The sequence below is a fragment of the Lolliginicoccus lacisalsi genome, from assembly GCF_014841105.1.
GTDB classification, from domain to species: domain Bacteria; phylum Actinomycetota; class Actinomycetes; order Mycobacteriales; family Mycobacteriaceae; genus Lolliginicoccus; species Lolliginicoccus lacisalsi.
Genome location: NZ_JACYWE010000002.1, coordinates 368,724 through 387,189, shown reverse-complemented (window position 1 = coordinate 387,189; position 18,466 = coordinate 368,724). Strand labels below are relative to the sequence as shown.

Below are 18,466 nucleotides of genomic sequence, written 5' to 3'. Positions count from 1 at the left end.
CGCTGGCTGGCCCGCCGCTGCCGCTGGCTGGCTACCACCGCCACCGCGACCCGGCGCGCGGGGTCAGCCTTCGCTCTCGATACTGGTCTCGACCTCGCTGTCGAGGGCGCGGAAGCGCGTCCCGGGCCGGGCCATCTCGGCAAGCCGGGAGTAGTAGACGCGCAGCCCGGCGTCGGACAGGATGCCTTGGTGCACGGGTATCGCGGTGCCCGGCTGCACGGCACGCAGGTAGTCGATGGCCTCGGCGATGCGCATCCACGGCGCCGCGGCGGGAAGAGCAAGGGCCTCGACCGGTTGCGGAGGCACATACAGCGAATCACCGGGATGCAGGAGCTGGCCCGGTCGCTCCGCCGTGCCGAGCAGGTACGCGACGTTGTCGATGACGGGTATGTCGGGATGGATGATGGCGTGCCGCCCGCCCCCGACGGTGGCTTGCAGGTCTCCGATGGTGATCTGCTGCCCGGGAAGCGCGGCCTGCCAGGCGTCGCCGAGGCTGCTGGCGGTGGAGGGGTCGGCGATGAGCCGGGCGGTGGGGTTGTGCGCGAGCAGATCGGGCAGGCGCGCGGTGTCGATGTGGTCGGGGTGCTGGTGGGTGATGAGGATGGCATCGAGGCCGGTGATGCCCTCGAAGCCGTGGGAGAACGTCCCGGGATCAAGCAGCACTCGGGTGCCGGCGATCTCGGCGAGCAGGCAGGAATGTCCAAAATGGGTCAACCGCATGTGCTCCAGTATCGGGGGAGGGCGGTGGTCGTGGGGATAAACCTGCTTCCGGGAACCGGTACGCTTAGGGTCGGCCGCGCTCCGCGCGTGGTGCAGTGCTTGCAGTGGTGTCGAGGTGGCGAGGAGTGCCGGGTGGCGCGTGTAGTTGTCAGTGTCATGCCCAAGGCTGAGATCTTGGATCCGCAGGGGCAGGCGATCGAGCGCGCGCTGCCGCGCCTGGGGTTCGATGGCGTGCTGTCGGTGCGCCAGGGCAAGCGGTTCGAGCTAGAGGTCGCGGACACCGTGGATGATGAGACGGTGGCGCGCATCGCGGAGTCGCTGCTGGCGAACACCGTGATCGAGGAGTGGGAAGTCGCCCGGGTGGAGGTCGAGGCGTGAGCGCGCGCAGTGGGGTGATCTCGTTCCCGGGCACGCTCGATGATGTGGATGCGGCGCGGGCGGTCCGGCTCGCGGGCGGCGTGGATGTCGCGTTGTGGCATGCCGATGCTGACCTGAAGGGCGTCGATGCCGTTATCGTGCCGGGTGGCTTCTCGTATGGCGATTACCTGCGGTGCGGCGCGATCGCGCGCTTCGCGCCGGTGATGGGCGAGGTCGTCGAGGCGGCTCGCCGTGGCATGCCCGTGCTGGGCATCTGCAATGGCTTCCAGGTCCTGTGCGAGGCGGGCCTGCTGCCCGGCGCGCTGACCCGCAACGAGGGCCTGCACTTCATCTGCCGTGACGAGTGGCTGCGGGTGGAGTCGAGCGCGACGGCATGGACGTCGCGCTACGAGCCGGGCGCGGAGATCCTTGTACCGCTGAAGTCGGGCGAGGGGCGCTACCAGGCTTCGCCGGAGACCCTCGACGAGCTCGAGGGCGAGGGGCGCGTGGTGTTCCGCTACGCGGGCGCTAACCCGAACGGGTCGCAGCGCGGCATCGCGGGCGTGGCCTCGGCGAATGGCCGGGTCGTGGGACTGATGCCCCATCCCGAGCACGCCACCGAGCCGCTGACCGGGCCGAGCGATGACGGGCTGGGCATGTTCCTGTCCGTGCTCGACGGCGTGCTCACTGCCTGACCACACACATGCCAGCTAGCGCGGCACCTCGGCCATCGTGTGATCGATCCTGGCGTTGACGGTGCCCGCGCGAAGCTCGTCGTTGCGGGCGGCGGAGCCCGGCGCCGCGGAGCCCGGCGCCTCGGAGGCTTGAGCACCGGAGCCTGGCGCGCCAGAGGCTGGGACGTGGCGTCGCGCCGCGATGAACGCGGCGCCCAGCAGGACCATTGCCGTCCAGAACTGGCCGTTGCCGACGACGAAGTTGTAGGCGATGCCGGCGATGCTGCTGGGATCGTCGATGGCGAAGCGGTGGGGCGCCACGATGAACACCACGATCGCGGGGATGACCAGTGCTCGCCATGCCCGGTACGCGGGCGCGACAGCGATGGGCAGCAGCACCAGCACATACACCCAGTGGTGGGTGACGGCGAACGGTGCTGCGGCGAGCGAGGCGAGCGCTACCAGGCCGAGCGCCACCACGTGGTCGCCGCGCCGGGTGAACCGCCATGCGCACCACGTCGCTAGGGCAACGATCAGCAGGGCGCCCGCGAGCCAGAGGATGTCCTTGGCGGTGCCGTCGAGCCCGGTCCGGGCCAGCATGCCGGTCAGCGCCTGGTTCGGACCGTAGGAGTGGCCGCCAGCGCGGTCGGTGCGGAAGAACTCGTAGGTCCAGTACCACATCGACGATTCGGGTCGCACGAGGAAGCCGATGAGGATGGTCGCGAGCCCTGTAGCGATGGCGCGAGCCACGGAACCGAGGTCCTTGCGCAGCAGGAACACCAGGCCGAACGCGGCGGGGGTGACCTTGATCGCGGCCGCGATGCCGGTGGCGATGCCGCGGAAGCGCCGGGGGATCGTTCCGGTCAGGTCGGCGACGACCAGGGTGATGAGCACGAGGTTGATCTGGCCGAAGTATTTGGTGGAGAGGATCGGCTCGAGCACCAGCGCTACCCCGAGCAGCGCGGTGGCGACCGTCATGGCGCGCGCGGGCGTCGCGCGCAGCGCGGGCCAGGCGTGGCGGAGCAGCATCAGCAGGATCGCCCAGACCAGGGCCACGCTGGTGATCGTCCAGGCGAGCTGGAGAAGTGGCTCGTCGATGAGCGCGAGCGGCGCGAAGAGCATGGCGGCGAAGGGGGCATAGATGAAGCGCAAGCCGTGGGGGCGCTCGAAGTCGTCGCTGTAGAGGGGGGTCCCGTCGAGGAAGGCTTGCCCCGCGGCCTGGAACACCGCGAGATCGATGAGTTTTCCGGATGCAGCGCTGTGCACCACTGCGCCGACCGCGATGATTGTCATGGTGATCCCTGCCAGGATCATCGGAGAGGCTAGTGAAACGTTCGCGCGCCCATTGTTTCCCTTCATCGATTGCTTATTAATTCGGCTCAAAACATTCTCCAAAGGGACAGTAAAACTGTTGCTCGGTCAATTCAGTGATAACGACGGTACAGAATTGTGACAGATCTGGCACGTGAGCGGGGTCACAAATGGGTGCCGCCTGTTGCGCTCGTGCGCGTACCGTTGAAGGGATGACCCGGCATCAGGCAGGAGGAGCGTTGTGACCACTACGACCACCAAGCAAGCTCCCCGCCTGGTATGGGTGGATGTCGCCAAGGGCATGTGCATCCTGCTGGTCGTTGTGTTCCACTCCACGAATTTTGCTATCACGCGAGGCTACGGCTCCGACTGGTGGGTCGCCTTCAATGCCTTGCTGGAGCCCATCCGCATGCCGTTGTTCTTCCTGGCCTCGGGATTTTTCGCGGCCGGGATCCTGGCACGGTCGTGGAACGATGTGTGGCGCCGTCGCATTGTCCTCATGCTCTATCTGTATGGCCTCTGGGTGGTGCTCCGGTTCGCCTACTTCACGATTGTCCCGGGCGCGAGCCTGACGCGTGAGGAAGAGCATCCCTGGCGGCTCCTGACCGGTATCCTCGTGCCGCACAATGGATTGTGGTTCGTGTATGCACTGGCTGTTTATTTCGCCGCCGCGAAGCTTCTTGATCGCCTCGATGTCCGCTTTCAGGTCGGAATCGCGTTCCTGGTCTCCTGGCTCGCCTACGCGCAGGACATCTTGCCGTGGACCTGGCAGAACATGGCCGCCTATTTCCTGTTCTTCCTCATTGGCGTGCGTGGGCGCGACCTCCTGACCGCGCTGGCCCGGCATGCCTCGCTCGGCCTGGTCAGTGCGCTAGCGCTCGCCTACGCGGGACTGTTCTACCTGTCCCTGCAGGGCGGGCTCGCGGCGACCGCGCTCGGCAGCATCGTGCTGACGCTCCTGGGTCTCGCGGTGGGCGTTCTTGCCGCGGCGAGCATCACCTGGCAGCCCGCGGTGAAGACGCTGGCCTACCTCGGAACCGTTACGCTCCCCATCTACCTGATGCATGAGATCGCGCTGGGAACGATCTCCTACCTGGCGCTGGACAATGGCCTCGTGCCCTCGGTGGGCACGGTGCAGGCCGTGGGACCGATCGCCATCGCTGTCGCGGGCGTCGTGGGCGCCCTGGCGCTGCATCAAGCCCTCACTGCGGCCCGAGCGAATTGGTTGTTCGGCCTCCCGGGCTGGTTGCAGGCACCGCCGCCCACGCGCCCCACCGGGGGGCCTGATGCAAGCAAGCCCGGCGGCAACGAGCTCATCGTCCCCGCGCGCTAGACGCCCCGGTTCCGGGGGAACCGCGTCGCCCGCAGCACCGCGATGCCCATCGCCGCGATCGCTGCCGGGGCGGCGAGCGCGACCATCCACGGCGAGAGCAACGGAACGATGGCCCCGGCCGCGGCCACTACCGTCACCGCCGCGGTGGGCGGGCCGAGCTGGCGCAGCAAGGGGCCCACCGCGATTCCATGGCGCGCGCACCACGCGGTGAGCACATGCAGCAGCGCCGCGCACGCCCCCACGACAATCAGACCGGTGCCCGCGAGCAGGGGCGCTGCCCCCGGTAGCGCGAGCAAGACGATAGCCGCCGCTACTGTCACGAGGGCGCCCGCCCCGCCCCAGCGCGCATGGCTTGCGGCGGCTGCGGAGATGGTGCCGACGAGGGCTACCAGGATCACCACGGGCATCTGGCCAGTCGCAGGAGCTGTCACCGACTGGAGCGCGAGCAAGCCAGTCGCAGCGATCGCCACCCAGCCCGGCACGGCCACGATCAGCGCGGTCCGGATCATCGTCGCCTGCCCCGGCCGGTGTCACGCGTCGTGCGATGCAGCAACCGGAATGCCTGCTGCAGGTCCGCGCCCTCGTCCTCGCTCGCGTTCCAGGTCACCACATGCACGCCCACCGATTCGAGATCCCGAGCGAGCTTGCGCCGCTCGAGCCGCCACAATTGCGCGGTGAGCGGCTCGACGGCTTCCTCGAACGGCAGCGTTCCCGACAGCACATCCACGAGCACGACGGGATGTCCGCGGCGGCGCAGCACCATCAGCGCCAGCGAGAACTGCGACTCGAGCAGCGGCGAGAACGCGATGGCGATCGCGCCTGGTGGTAGCGCATCGAGCGGCGCGAGGGTCCCGGGCACATCAACGGCATCGGTGCTCGCGCCGACGACCACATCGATGATGCGGTAGAACTGCGAGCGCCCCTGCTCGGCGGAGATCCAGTGGGCGCGGGAACCGAGCGTGGTGATCCCGGCCCGGTCGCCGCGCTGCAGGGCGGACTGGGTGATCTGGGTGGCGCCCCGCACGGACCGATCGAGGCTGTCACTGGCTGGGCCCGGCGCGTGCGGATACGTATCGATCAACGCGACGATGTCGGCCGCGCGGTCGGTGAAGCGCTCATTGATGTGCAACCGTCCCGCTCGTGCGCTGGCCTTCCAGTTGATCGCGTGCAGCGGATCCCCGGGCTGGTGCGCGCGGGTATCAGCAAACTCGATGCCCGATCCCCGGCGGCGCGTCAGGTGCGTGCCGATGCGATCTGGCAAGGGCACGCGAGGCAGAGCGATCTGTCGCGGCGCGGCGAGCGGATAGACATGCAGCCGGCTTATGGTGGCCGTGCACTCGGCCGCCCATAATCCATGCGGCGCGATCACGAGGCAGTACAGCTCGACCGGATAGTTGCCCCACCGCGAGGCAGTGGCCGTGAGCTGCTGGGGCTCCCCAGTGGTGGTGACAGCAAGCCCGGGGCGGGGGACGGGCTGGACGTGCAGCGACCCTGCGCCGTCGAGGCTGATGGCATGCTCGAGCGTGACGGTCTCGTCCTCGAACACGCGGTGGGGCGTGCCCTCGGGCGGGGCGGTCACCGCGCGAGCGAGGGGGGCAGCGCGCGATGGGGCAGCGAGCAGGGCCCCGAGGAATGGTGCAGCGAAGAGCGCAACGGCCCACGTGCCCGACACCAGCGCCACCGACAGCGCCAGCGCAGCGCACGCGGCGATCGCGAGCAGCAGCGTCGAGGGTTGCCAGCGGAGGGTGTGCATCATTGCTCCGGGGAGCGGCCGCCGACGCGCGGCACGGGCAGGTGCGCGAGGATCTCCTCGACGACCTGCTCGCCCCGGATGCGGCGCACCCACATCTCCGGCCGCAGGGTGATGCGGTGCGCCACCGCGGGCACCGCCAGCGCCTTGATGTCCTCGGGGATCACGTAGTCCCGTCCGGAGAGGACGGCCCGGCCGCGCGCGAGCTGCACCAGGTCGAGCTCGGCGCGGGGGCTGGCGCCCACCTCGACCTTCGGGTGGGAGCGGGTGGCGCGTGCGAACGAGACGACGTAGCGCAGCACGTCGGGGTGGACCGTGACGTTCTCGAGGGTCTCGCGCATGTCGAGCAGGTCGCCAGCGTCGAGGATCGCCCGGGCTGCCGCGGGACGGGAACCCCGGTCGAGGCGGCGCTGCAGCATGGCCTGCTCGTCTTCCTCCCCGAGGTACCCCACGCTCAGTCGCACCGCGAAGCGATCGAGCTGCGCCTCGGGCAGTGGATAGGTGCCCTCGTACTCGATGGGGTTATCGGTGGCGAGCACGATGAACGGGACAGGCAGCTGGTGGGTGATGCCGTCGACGGTGATCTGTCCCTCCGCCATGGCCTCGAGCAGCGCGGACTGCGTCTTGGGCGGGGTGCGGTTGATCTCGTCGGCGAGCAGCACGTTGGTGAACGCCGGGCCTTCCCGGAACTCGAACGCGCCGGAGCGCATGTCGTAGATGGTGGAGCCGAGCAGATCGGACGGCAGCAAGTCGGGGGTGAACTGCACGCGGGTGAAGCGCAGCCCGAAGGTGGCGGCGAACGACCGCGCGATGAGCGTCTTGCCCAGCCCCGGCAGGTCCTCGATGAGGGCGTGCCCACCGGCGAGCACCGTGATGAGGATGAGGGTGAGGGCCTCGCGCTTGCCGACGACGATCTGCTCCATCTCGGCGAGCACGGCGTTGGCGCGCGCGCTGGTGGTGGCGGCGCTGGAATCGTGGGGGCTCAACTGCGTTCCAATCGGGAGAGGATCTCGGTCAGGGCCGCGCGTCCCGGGCTGGGCCGGGCCGACGCTTGCCGGGCGGGCGCGACCTCGCGCGGATCCACCCACGGCCACAGGGTGCTGCCGAACAGGGCGAGCCCGGTGCTGGTGTAGGTGTCGGGATCATGCTGGGCGTGGAGGTGGAAGGACTCCTCGAACTCGCGGGCAAGCATGGGGCGCAGGTGCAGGTTCCATTCCTGCTCGGTGCCGTCGGCCCATTCGGCGGTGAAGCGGGCGCGCGCGAGCCACCGGTCGAGCAGCCCGCGCTGGGCGGCCCGCGCGTCATCCTCGGCGCTCGCGGGCGGGGCCTCGGTGCCGAAAACGGCGAGCTGGTAGAGCAACGCGAGGAACAGGCAGGCCACGATCAGCGCGGGCAGCGGCAGCAGCAGGTCATGGCGGCCGAGGAGGGCGACGAGCACCTGGCACGCGATGATCGTGCCGATCCCGGTCAGGATGAGCGCGCGGATAGGGTCCTCCTCAGGTCGGCGAGCATGCTCGACAGTGCTGCGGTGGCGGACTGCTGGTCCTCGCGGGTCATGGGGTGCTGGCTGAAGCGGGCCTCGGTGAACAGGTCCACGAGCACCGTGGCTGGCCCCTCGCCCAGGTAGCCGCGCCGCGAGGCACGCTGGATCACCTCGCGCGGGGTGTCGGACTCGCGGGGCGAGGCATCGTCCGAGTCGCGCAGCGCCTGTTCCATCGCGGCATAGCAGGCGATGATCGCCGCGCGCGGGGTGTCGGTGTGCTGGCCGATGGCGGCGAGCCCTTGCTCGGTCGCGGCGCGCAGCGCGGAACCGGGAGGGGCTTGGGCGGGCTCTGTTTCCGTCGGCTCGAGGATGAGGCCGCCGCGGGGCAGTCGCAGCGACAAGCCCATGCCCATCACGAGAAGCGCGAGGAGCAGGGCCGTGCCGAGGAGGTACCACAGCCCCAGGCCTGGTTCGGCCGCGGCGTCGGGCATTTGCTCGTCGGGCATTTGCTCGCCGGGACCGGGCACCCCGGTCGGGGCCGGGCTGGTGGGCTCAGTGGATCCTGGCGCGTAGATGCGGATGGTGGCGGAGGGCTGGCGCAGCATCAGCAGCGCCAGGGTGGCCAGCACGGCGGCGAGCACGAACCACGCGGCGAGGCGCCGGGCGGCGGGCGCGCGGGCCGGGGAGCGGTCCATGCGCCGGATCGGTGAGGCAGGCAGTGGTGGCGGCCGTCCCGGCGGGTGCCGCCACACGAACAGCATCGCCAGCCCCGTGATGGCGATCGCGGCGAGCAGCACCAGGCCGAGCAGGGCGGCCGTCCACTGGTAGGGGAGCAGGGGCCCTCCCGAGGGGGCCGGATGGCGCAGCGCATGGATGACCGCGCCGCACGATAGCCCGGTCGCCGCTATCAGGGTGACCGGTGTGCGGGCTGGAAGCATTTCGGGATCGCCGCGCATGTCCACATCCTGGCACGCGCGGCCCATGCGCCGGGCCTTGTTCCGCCCAGGGATTCCAGCTCATCGCGCGATTCCGGCGTGCCGCGATGATCACGGTAGACTCCACGGTGGCACGCCGCCAGACTCCGCGACGGCGGGCCACCGCGTCGAAAGGACCCCAGCCTCCGTGTCGTCATCAGCACAGCCTGTCTCCGATTCCGTCACCGCCGACCCGCAGCAGGCCCGTATCGATACGGTCGCTCGCGCCGGGGCGACCCCGGACATCCCCCAGCCATACCGGGAGCTGGGACTCAAGGACGATGAGTACACGCGGATCCGTGAGATCCTCGGCCGCCGCCCCACTGATGCCGAGCTCGCGATGTACTCGGTGATGTGGAGCGAGCACTGCTCCTACAAGTCCTCCAAGGTCCACCTGCGCTACTTCGGGGAGACCACCACCGCGGCGATGAAGGAATCGATGCTCGCCGGAATCGGCGAGAACGCCGGCGTGGTCGATATCGGCGACGGCTGGGCCGTCACGTTCAAGGTGGAGAGCCACAACCACCCCTCGTACGTGGAGCCGTACCAGGGCGCTGCCACCGGAGTCGGCGGGATCGTGCGCGACATCCTGGCGATGGGCGCGCGACCGATCGCGGTGATGGACCAGCTCCGCTTCGGCGCGGCCGACCATCCGGACACGCGGCGCGTCGTCGACGGCGTGGTGCGCGGCGTGGGCGGATACGGCAACTCCCTCGGCCTGCCCAACATTGGTGGCGAGACCGTCTTCGACGCGTCCTACCAGGGCAATCCGCTCGTCAACGCCTTGTGCGCGGGCGTGATGCGCGTGGAGGACCTGCACCTGGCGTTCGCCTCGGGCGCGGGCAACAAGATCATTCTCTATGGTGCCCGCACCGGCCTCGACGGCATCGGTGGTGTTTCCGTGCTCGCCTCGGAGACCTTCGATGGCGACGAGTCCGGCGGGGGCCGCAAGAAGCTGCCGTCGGTGCAGGTGGGCGATCCGTTCACCGAGAAGGTCCTCATCGAGTGCACCCTGGAGCTCTACCACAAGGGCCTCGTGGTGGGCATCCAGGATCTCGGTGGCGCGGGGCTGAGCTGCGCGACCTCCGAGCTCGCGGCGGCCGGCGATGGCGGCATGCACATCGAGCTCGACAAGGTGCCGCTTCGGGCGGCGAACATGACCGCCGCCGAGGTGCTGTCGTCGGAGTCGCAGGAGCGCATGTGCGCCGTGGTCACCCCGGAGAACGTCGATGCCTTCATGGACGTCTGCCGCAAGTGGGATGTCATCGCCACTGATATCGGCGAGGTCACCGATGGCGAGCACCTCGTCATCACCTGGCATGGCGAGACCGTCGTCGATGCGCCACCGAAGAGCCTCGCCGACGAGGGCCCGGTGTACGAGCGGCCGCTGGCCCGCCCCGCTGACCAGGACGCGCTGGTCGCGAGCACCACTGCGGGACTGGCCCGCCCCGCCACCCCCGAGGAGCTGCGCGAGACGATCATCGCGATGATCTCCTCGCCGCAGTTGTGCAGCCGCGCGTGGATCACCGAGCAGTATGACCGCTACGTGCGTGGCAACACGGTGCTTGCCGAGCACGCTGACGCGGGTGTCGTCCGCATCGATGAGCAGACCGGCCGGGGCATCGCCCTGGCTACCGACTGCAACGGCCACTACACCAAGCTCGACCCGTACCGCGGCGCGCAGCTCGCGCTCGCCGAGGCCTACCGCAATGTCGCCGCCACCGGCGCGACACCGAAGGCCGTGACGAACTGCCTGAACTTCGGCTCCCCCGAGGATCCGGCCGTGATGTGGCAGTTCCAGCAGGCCGTGCGCGGCCTCGCGGACGGCTGCGCCACCCTCGGCATCCCCGTCACCGGCGGCAACGTCAGCTTCTACAACCAGACCGGCAGCCAGCCCATCCTGCCCACGCCCGTGGTGGGCGTGCTCGGCACCATCGATGATGTGCACCGCCGCACCCCGCAATCGTTCGGCCTCGATGACGGTGAGTCGCTCATCCTGCTCGGCGAGACCCGCGACGAGCTCGACGGCTCGGTCTGGGCGCAGGTCGCGCACGATCACCTCGGGGGAGTGCCGCCCCAGGTCGACCTCGAGCATGAGCGGCTGCTCGGCGAGATCATGGTCGCCTCGAGCCGCGATGGCCTGATCAACGGAGCGCACGACCTCTCCGAGGGCGGTCTCGCGCAGGCTGTCATCGAGATGGCGCTGGCCTCCGAGACGGGCTGCCGCATCGTGCTGGCCGAGGATGCGGACCCGTTCGTGCACCTGTTCTCCGAATCGACGGGGCGCGTCCTCGTGGCTGTTCCTCGCACCGAGGAGCCTCGATTCACGTCGATGTGCACCATGCGGGGCATGCCCTGGCAGCGGATCGGTGTCGTTGTCAACGGTTCGGACGACGTCGAGATCCAGGGCGTGGGCACGTTCACGCTCAGCGAGCTCGCCGAGCATCGCGGCGGCACCCTGCCACGGCTGTTCGGGCACGCTATAGCCTGAGCCGGTGCCAGCCTGAGCCATTTCCCGGGCCCCCTGGCGGCCCGGGCGAGCGGACCGTGACGGGGAGGTGAGGCGTGACCAGCGCATCGCCTCCCCGCGCGCTCGCCGGGCTCATCGACGAGATCACCCGACGAGCCCCCGATCCGGTGCGACGGGCCTGGCTGCTGCTGCGACTCGATCTCGTGGGCCTCGCGGTCGCGGGGGTGTTCTTCGCATGGTCGATGACCCCCTCCCTGCTGCCCCGGGAGTGGACCTACCAGGGCCTGGTATCGGGCATCAGCCTGGCCGCCGGATACGGCACGGGCGTGATCATCGCCTGGTTCGCGCGATCGGTGGTGCAGCCGCTGCTCGAATGGCCCCCGCTGCCCCGGCGGGCGAGGTGGGCACTGCGCGGGCTCACCACCGTCGCGACGCTGTTCCTGATGGTCACCGCCGTCATCGCCTCCGCCGAGTGGCAGCGCCAGATCCGCGAGCTCATCGACATGGATCCGCCCTCGGGCACGTCCCACGTCCGCGCCGGGCTGCTTGCCGTCGCGATCGCGCTGGGCATCATCCTCGCCGCGCGGCTGCTCCGCATCATCGTCCGCATCGTCGGTCACGCGCTGCGCAAGCTCCTGCGCCTGCCCCGGTACATCGTTGACGCGCTCGGCATCGTCCTCGTCTCCGCCCTGGTCATCACCCTCGTCGATGGTGTGCTCATCCGCGGCATGGTCATCGCCGCCAACTCGGTCTTCTCCGTGCAGAACGCCGAGATCGAGGACACCGTGGCCCAGCCCATCGAGCCGGAGCGCTCCGGCAGCCCCGCATCCCGCGCCGATTGGGAGACCCTCGGTCTGCAAGGGCGGCGCATCGTCTCGCGCGGGCTGCGCGGCGCCGAGCTCGAGCGCGCCACCGGCGAGCCCGCCCTCGAGCCCATCCGCGTGTACGTGGGCATCGATACCGCCCCGAGCATCGACGAGCGCATCGAGCTGGCCCTCGCCGAGCTCGAGCGCACCGGGGCGTTCGAGCGGGAAGTGCTCGTCGTCGCGACCACCACCGGCACGGGCTGGATCAATCCGGTAGCCACTCAGTCGCTCGAGCTCATCCACCGCGGTGACACCGCGTTCGTCACCATCCAGTACTCCTTCCTGCCCAGCGCGGTGTCCTTCCTCGTCGACCGGGAGATCGCGCAGGAAGCAGGCAGGAAGCTGTTCGACGCCGTTTACGAGGAATGGTCCCGCCGTAGTCCCGATGATCGGCCCGAGCTGCATGTCTATGGCGAGAGCCTCGGCTCCTACGGCTCCGAGGCCGCCTTCACCGGGCTCGCTGATCTCCGCGAGAAGGTATCGGGAGCGCTGTGGGTCGGTCCGGTCAACGCCAACCGGCTCTGGCAGGCGATCACCGAGCGGCGCGATCCTGGCACGCCGCAGATCCAGCCCACCTACGCGGGGGGACTGATCGTGCGCTTCGCCAACAAGCCCGAGGACCTGCCCGCCGCCGCCGAGCTCGACGCCGCGCCGTGGCTCGAGCCGCGCGTGCTCTACCTCCAGCACCCCACCGATCCCGTGGTGTGGTGGTCGCCCGACCTGCTGTTCCAGCGGCCCGACTGGCTGCGCGAGCCCCGGGGGCACGATGTCTCCCCAGCGATGCAATGGCGCCCGATCGTCACCTTCTGGCAGGTGGCCTCCGACCTCGTCAACGCGGGCCGGATCCCCTACGGGCACGGCCACCTCTACGGTGACTTCATCCTCGACGGCTGGCTCGCGATCGCCGCGCCCGACGGCTGGACCGATGCGGACACCGCCGAGGCCCACGCCATCATGGACACGCTGTCGCGGTACGTGCTGCCCCGGCAGAGCCCGATCGGCGATGAAGGACCCGCGGGGTGAGGAGGGTGGTCCTCGCCGCGGCCGCCAGCAGCGCGGCCGTGGCCTGGAACACAGTGATCGTCCCGCGCGCTGCCTGGCCCTGGGCGGTCCGGACCGTCGCGCACGCCGCGGCGGGGGTGACGGCCGTGGCCATCGCGCGGGCAGCGGGCCACGGCTCCGGTTGGGAGGACTTGGGGCTGCACCCTGGCCATGCCCGCGCCGGGCTGGCCGCTGGAACCCGGATCGTCGTGCTGCCGTCTCTTGGCTGCCTCGGCGTCGCCGGGGCGCTGGCAGCGCGCCGCGCGGTCGCCGGGCGCCCCGGGCCGCCGCTGGGGCCACTGGCGGCGTGGACGTTGTTCCACATCCCGGTTGGCACCGTGCTCGCCGAGGAACTGCTGTTCCGGTCCGCGCTCGACGCCCTCTGGCGGGACGCGCTGCCGCTGGCCCGGCACGGGCGGTGGCCCGCCCGGCTCGCCGGCGCCGCCACCTTCGGCGCCTGGCATGTCGCCCCCGCGCGCTGCGCGGGGCACTCCGTGGGATCGACGGTGCTGGTGACCATGCTCGGCGGTGTGGTGTTCACCTCATTGACATCCGCCACCAGCAGTGTCGTGGCGCCCGCGGTGGTGCACTACGCGATGAATGCCGGAGGAGCGCTTATCGTCCATATGGTGGATGCCAACCAGTAGCCGATCCCAAGGGGCAGGAACATGGCACAAGGACGGGGCACCTCCGCGCGACCCGAGGACGTGCGGGCCGCGGTGCTCGCCATCGCCGACTGGCTGCGCGACCCCGACAACACGGAAGCGCCGCCAAAGCCGCTGGTAGCGGCCGCGGCGCGGGCGTGCGCGCACGCCCTCGAGCAGGGCGCGCCCGGGCACAGCGTGGAGGTCCGCGTGCCTCCCCACGTGGCGATCCAGTGCATCGAGGGCCCGCGACACACGCGCGGCACCCCACCGAACGTGGTCGAGCTGCCCCCGCGCTCCTGGCTGCTGCTGGCGACAGGCCTGGCGTCCCTGGAGGAACTCTGCGCGGACGGGCGCGGCGAAGCCTCGGGATCCCGCGCCGCCGAGATCACCCGATGGATGCCGATCGTGCCGTTGTGAGAAGTTCGCGCGAGCGCCGCCGCGGACCGTAGACTCGAATTGTTCCGACCCCTCGCCAAGGGAGCATTGCGCTGTGACTGCACATACGAGCCGCGACACCGCCACGAGCCCCGACGCGGATGTCTACCAGCCCGCGCTCGATGCGGAGGAGCAGGAGCCACGCGAGGAATGCGGGGTCTTTGGTGTCTGGGCCCCGGGCGAGGACGTCGCCAAGCTCAGCTACTACGGCCTGTACGCCCTGCAGCACCGTGGCCAGGAGGCGGCGGGCATCGCAGTCGGGGACGGCCGCCAGGTACTGGTGTTCAAGGATCTGGGCCTAGTGAGCCAGGTGTTCGATGAGCAGACCCTGATCGCCATGCGCGGGCACGTCGCTATCGGGCATTGCCGCTACTCCACCACGGGCGCGACGACGTGGGAGAACGCGCAGCCGATCTTCCGCACCACCTCGGCCGGCACGGGCATCGCCCTCGGCCACAATGGCAATCTCGTCAATACGGCGGAGCTCGCCGCCAAGGCGCGCGAGGCCGGCCTGCTTGGTGGTCGCCGCCGCAAGGCCGCCACCTCCGACTCCGACATCGTGGGCGCGCTGCTCGCCCACGCGGCCGCCGATACCAGCGTCGAGCAGGCTGCCATGGAACTGTTCCCGCAGCTGCGCGGCGCGTTCTGCCTGACCTTCATGGACGAGAACACGCTGTATGCGGCGCGGGATCCGCACGGCGTGCGGCCGCTCTGCCTGGGCCGGCTCGACCGGGGCTGGGTCGTGGCCAGCGAGACCTCCGCTCTCGACATCGTCGGCGCCTCCTACGTGCGCGAGATCGAGCCCGGCGAGCTGCTGGCCATTGACGCCGACGGCGTGCGATCGATGCGCTTCGCCAAGCCCGAGCCGAAGGGCTGCGTGTTCGAGTTCGTGTACCTCGCTCGTCCCGATAGCGTCATCTCGGGCCGCTCCGTGCATGCCACCCGCGTGGAGATCGGGCGCCGCCTCGCCAAGGAGCATCCTGCCGAGGCTGACCTCGTGATACCCGTTCCCGAGTCCGGCACGCCCGCCGCGGTCGGCTACGCGCAGGGCTCCGGGATCCCCTACGGCCAGGGGCTGATGAAGAACGCCTACGTCGGGCGCACCTTCATCCAGCCGTCCCAGACGATCCGCCAGCTCGGCATCCGGCTCAAGCTCAACCCGCTGCGCGACATGATCCGCGGCAAGCGCCTCGTGGTGGTGGACGATTCCATCGTGCGGGGCAATACGCAGCGCGCGCTCGTGCGGATGCTCCGCGAGGCGGGCGCGCTCGAGATCCACGTGCGCATCGCCTCGCCGCCGGTGAAGTGGCCGTGCTTCTATGGCATCGACTTCGCGTCCCCCGCGGAGCTCATCGCCAACGGCGCCGATTCGACCGAGGAGATGCTCGAGGCGGTGCGCTCCTCCATCGGTGCGGACTCGCTCGGCTACATCTCCGTCGACGAGATGACCGCGGCGACCGAGCAGCCCGCGTCGCGCATGTGCCGCGCCTGCTTCGACGGTGTCTATCCGATCGAGCTGCCGCACGAGAGCCGCATCGGCAAGAACGTGCTCGAGGCGATGTTCGACTCCACCGAGGGCGACGCCACTGGCGCGAGGCCAGGCTCTCCGGCCACGCCCTCGCTGGGCGTCCAGTAGGCCCCGCAGCCCGCTCGCCGCGCCATCCGGGCCGCCATGCCCGATGGCGTGGCCTGCTATCGGCAACTCACCCTGGCATAGGTGCCCCATTCCTCGCTAAGATCAAGAATGTGGGGCACATCACAGGGAGAAGGAACGATGGCTGCAAACCAGACACAGGCACCCCGCTCCGGAGATAGCCTCGAGCCTCTGGCCGTTGCGGAGTTCACCCCAGCCGACCTGCCCGACCTCACCGGCCGGACCATCGTCGTCACGGGTGGCGATGGGGGGCTCGGCAAGGAAACGTCCTCGGCCCTCGCGCACGCGGGCGCGAGCGTCATCATCGCGTGCCGCAATCTCGACCGTGCCAGGGCCGCGCTCGATGACATCAGTGCCTCCGCGACCGCGGCCAAGCCCGTCCTGGTCCACCTCGACCTTGCCGACCTCGAGTCGGTGCGGGCCTGCAGCGAGGAGATCGCCGAGCACACTAGCTCGGTCGATGTGCTCATCAACAACGCGGGCGTGATGGCGGTGCCCTACCGCACCACCAAGGACGGCTTCGAATCGCAGATCGGCATCAACCATCTCGGCCCCTTCGCGCTCACCGGGCGCCTGCTCCCGCTGCTGCTAACCGCGCCCGAGCCCCGCGTCGTCACCCTCTCCTCGCTGATGCACCAGCAGGCCAAGCTCGACATCGACGACCTCGACTACCAGCGCCGCAAGTACTTCCGCATCAATGCCTATACGCAGTCGAAGCTCGCGAACATGCTGTTCACGCGTGCGCTGGCAAGCCGCTTCGAAATGGCCGGATCGCAGGCCCGGTCGGTTGCGGCTCATCCCGGTGCGGCCGCCACCGACCTGTTCGAGCCCATCGTGCCGACCCTCGGCCTTCGTCGCATGATGCGGCAAGTGGTCGCGCTGACAGCGAAGTCGGCGGAGGAAGGTGCCTACAGCACCCTCTATGCCGCGGCGATGCCGGACGTGCGCAACGATGACTACCTCGGCCCGGCGGGGTTCGGCGGGGTGCGCGGCCCCGTGCGGCGCTGCCCCCGAAGTGCTCAGGCGGTCGATCCCGTGCTTGCCGAGGCCCTGTGGGAGCGATCGGTCAAGCTCACCGGTGTCGCCTACACCGAGATCGCCTGACTCCCGCCAGGCATCGCCCCCGTGCCGGTCCTGCCCGGCGCTGGCCCCATCCTGCAGGCCCTCGCAGCCAGCGAGGTGTAACCGGGGCCTCAAGTCCGGTAGCGTAGCCCCGTAACGTGTGACAATCCCACGGGCGGAGCTAACGGACCCCATGATCGACGACAACTCCCACGATTCCGGAGCATCCTACGCCGCGGCCGGCGTGGACATCGATGCTGGCGAGCGGGCAGTGGAACTTTTCAAGCCGCTCGCGCGGAAGGCAACCCGCCCCGAGGTCGTGGGTGGCCTCGGAGGCTTCGCGGGGCTGTTCGCGCTGCGCACCAACTACAAGGAACCGCTGCTCGCTTCGTCCACGGACGGCGTGGGCACCAAGCTCGCGATCGCGCAAGCGATGGACAAGCACGACACCGTCGGCCTCGATCTCGTCGCCATGGTCGTCGATGACCTCGTCGTGTGCGGCGCCGAGCCACTGTTCCTGCAGGACTACATCGCCGTCGGCAAGGTCATTCCCGAGAAGGTCGCCGCGATCGTCTCCGGCATCGCCGAAGGCTGCGTGCAGGCCGGATGCGCGCTCCTTGGCGGTGAAACTGCCGAGCATCCCGGCATGATGGGCGAATCCGACTACGACCTCTCCGCCACCGGCGTCGGTGTGGTCGAGGCGGACGCGGTGCTCACTCCGGACAAGGTGCGCCCCGGTGATGTCGCGATCGCCATGGCCTCCTCCGGCCTGCACTCCAATGGCTACTCGCTCGCCCGCAAGGTGCTCCTCGACATCACCCGCATGTCATTGGAGGGCCACGTCGAGGAGTTTGGCCGCACCCTGGGCGAGGAGCTCCTCGAGCCCACCCGGATCTATGCCAAGGACTGCCTCGCGCTCGCCGCCGAGACCGATGTGCGCACCTTCTGCCACGTCACCGGTGGCGGACTCGCCGAGAACCTGTCGCGCGTCATCCCTGCCGGGCTCGTCGCGGACCTCGACCGGGGCACCTGGAGCCCTGGCGCTGTCTTCCGCCTCATCGAGCAGCGCGGCAAGGTCGATCCCACCGAGATGGCCCGCACCTTCAACATGGGCGTCGGCATGGTTGCCATCATGGCTCCCGAGGATGTGGATCGGGCGCTCGCGGTGCGCACCGCCCGCCATATCGACTGCTGGACGATTGGCTCCGTGCGCCGCGCGAGCGACACCGAGAACGGCAACGGCACTCGCGCTCTCCTCGTGGGCAATCACCCGCGCTTCTAGCTAGCGGCACAGTCCCCGGCTGCGAGGCGAGGCGTGCTGCTGCCGGGTTGCAGCTGCCCCTCGTCCTCTGGCTACCTGCCGGGATGCAGCTGCCCCTCGTCCTGGCTACCTGCCAGTGCGCAGCTGCCACCCATGGTCGCTAGCGGCCAGTGCGCAGCTGCCACCCATGGTCGCTAGCGGCCACGTTTGCCCGAGACCTGCCACGTTTGCGCGGGACCTGCCACGGAAACAACCGTGGTCGCTAGGGGCTAGCCGTGGCGGCTGCGCGTGAAGGGTGGCAGATTCGGGGGATGACACCCGCTGCGCGACACCCGCCTGATGACACCCGCTGCGCGACACCCGCTGCGCGACACCCGCCTGACGACACCCGCTGCGCGACACCCGGGGGACGACACCCGCTGCGCGAC

General features: G+C 69.8%; 17 protein-coding genes. 10 read left to right on the top strand and 7 right to left on the bottom strand.

The features are described 5' to 3' along the window. Positions 1-63: 63 nt before the first annotated feature. Positions 64-720: an MBL fold metallo-hydrolase gene (locus HT102_RS05290; RefSeq protein WP_192038344.1), complete on the bottom strand. Its 657-nt coding sequence runs from the start codon at positions 718-720 to the stop codon at positions 64-66. 132 nt (positions 721-852) lie between these two features. Here HT102_RS05290 and purS point away from each other — a divergent pair, with 132 nt between their 5' ends. Next, the gene (purS, locus tag HT102_RS05285) at positions 853-1,098 is read left to right on the top strand and encodes a phosphoribosylformylglycinamidine synthase subunit PurS (protein WP_192038343.1); all 246 of its coding nucleotides are present in this window, start codon (positions 853-855) and stop codon (positions 1,096-1,098) included. Then, positions 1,095-1,772, top strand: coding sequence for a phosphoribosylformylglycinamidine synthase subunit PurQ (gene purQ, locus HT102_RS05280; RefSeq protein ID WP_192038342.1), 678 nt, complete (start codon positions 1,095-1,097; stop codon positions 1,770-1,772). Before purS ends, purQ begins: the two co-directional genes overlap by 4 nt. A gap of 15 nt (positions 1,773-1,787) precedes the next feature. On the opposite strand, the gene HT102_RS05275 is transcribed toward purQ, so the two are convergent. After that, on the bottom strand, positions 1,788-3,044 hold the full coding sequence (locus tag HT102_RS05275; RefSeq protein WP_225443231.1) for a glycosyltransferase 87 family protein: 1,257 nt from the start codon (positions 3,042-3,044) through the stop codon (positions 1,788-1,790). A gap of 259 nt (positions 3,045-3,303) precedes the next feature. Here HT102_RS05275 and HT102_RS05270 point away from each other — a divergent pair, with 259 nt between their 5' ends. Further along, entirely contained in the window at positions 3,304-4,395 is a 1,092-nt protein-coding gene (locus tag HT102_RS05270; RefSeq protein ID WP_192038340.1) for an acyltransferase family protein, read from the top strand. Here the strand turns inward: HT102_RS05270 and HT102_RS05265 are convergent. Genes HT102_RS05265 through HT102_RS05245 form a run of 5 tightly spaced genes read right to left on the bottom strand, consistent with a single transcriptional unit; the run spans position 4,392 to position 8,584 of the window. After that, positions 4,392-4,904 (bottom strand): hypothetical protein, encoded by a 513-nt coding sequence (locus HT102_RS05265; protein ID WP_192038339.1) that lies wholly within the window; start codon positions 4,902-4,904, stop codon positions 4,392-4,394. The two genes, HT102_RS05270 and HT102_RS05265, sit on opposite strands and share 4 nt — an antisense overlap. Beyond that, a complete protein-coding gene (locus HT102_RS05260; protein WP_192038338.1) occupies positions 4,901-6,151 on the bottom strand; it encodes a DUF58 domain-containing protein in 1,251 nt (416 codons plus the stop codon). The genes HT102_RS05265 and HT102_RS05260 overlap by 4 nt, the downstream gene beginning before the upstream one ends. Further along, positions 6,148-7,068 carry an AAA family ATPase gene (locus tag HT102_RS05255; protein ID WP_192038450.1) on the bottom strand — a complete coding sequence of 307 codons (921 nt, stop codon included), beginning with the start codon at positions 7,066-7,068 and terminating at the stop codon, positions 6,148-6,150. The genes HT102_RS05260 and HT102_RS05255 overlap by 4 nt, the downstream gene beginning before the upstream one ends. Positions 7,069-7,127: 59 nt before the next feature. Further along, entirely contained in the window at positions 7,128-7,583 is a 456-nt protein-coding gene (locus tag HT102_RS05250; RefSeq protein WP_192038337.1) for a hypothetical protein, read from the bottom strand. A gap of 29 nt (positions 7,584-7,612) precedes the next feature. Next, entirely contained in the window at positions 7,613-8,584 is a 972-nt protein-coding gene (locus tag HT102_RS05245) for a DUF4129 domain-containing protein (RefSeq protein ID WP_225443229.1), read from the bottom strand. Positions 8,585-8,750: 166 nt separating this feature from the next. On the opposite strand from HT102_RS05245, the gene purL reads away from it, so the two are divergent. From purL to purM, 7 genes are all read left to right on the top strand, one after another. Further along, positions 8,751-11,093, top strand: coding sequence for a phosphoribosylformylglycinamidine synthase subunit PurL (gene purL, locus HT102_RS05240; RefSeq protein ID WP_192038336.1), 2,343 nt, complete (start codon positions 8,751-8,753; stop codon positions 11,091-11,093). Between the two features lie 74 nt (positions 11,094-11,167). Continuing rightward, on the top strand, positions 11,168-12,961 hold the full coding sequence (locus tag HT102_RS05235) for an alpha/beta hydrolase (RefSeq protein ID WP_333473290.1): 1,794 nt from the start codon (positions 11,168-11,170) through the stop codon (positions 12,959-12,961). Then, the gene (locus HT102_RS16255) at positions 12,958-13,626 is read left to right on the top strand and encodes a CPBP family intramembrane glutamic endopeptidase (RefSeq protein ID WP_192038335.1); all 669 of its coding nucleotides are present in this window, start codon (positions 12,958-12,960) and stop codon (positions 13,624-13,626) included. The genes HT102_RS05235 and HT102_RS16255 overlap by 4 nt, the downstream gene beginning before the upstream one ends. Before the next feature lie 21 nt (positions 13,627-13,647). Next, positions 13,648-14,043 (top strand): sterol carrier family protein, encoded by a 396-nt coding sequence (locus HT102_RS05225; RefSeq protein WP_192038334.1) that lies wholly within the window; start codon positions 13,648-13,650, stop codon positions 14,041-14,043. A gap of 73 nt (positions 14,044-14,116) precedes the next feature. Next, positions 14,117-15,697, top strand: a complete 1,581-nt coding sequence (purF, locus tag HT102_RS05220) for an amidophosphoribosyltransferase (protein ID WP_333473289.1) — start codon at positions 14,117-14,119, stop codon at positions 15,695-15,697. Positions 15,698-15,835: 138 nt separating this feature from the next. Further along, complete coding sequence (locus tag HT102_RS05215) at positions 15,836-16,819, top strand: oxidoreductase (RefSeq protein WP_192038333.1); 984 nt, start codon at positions 15,836-15,838, stop codon at positions 16,817-16,819. Positions 16,820-16,970: 151 nt separating this feature from the next. Beyond that, positions 16,971-18,059: a phosphoribosylformylglycinamidine cyclo-ligase gene (purM, locus tag HT102_RS05210; protein ID WP_192038447.1), complete on the top strand. Its 1,089-nt coding sequence runs from the start codon at positions 16,971-16,973 to the stop codon at positions 18,057-18,059. Positions 18,060-18,466: the final 407 nt, after the last annotated feature.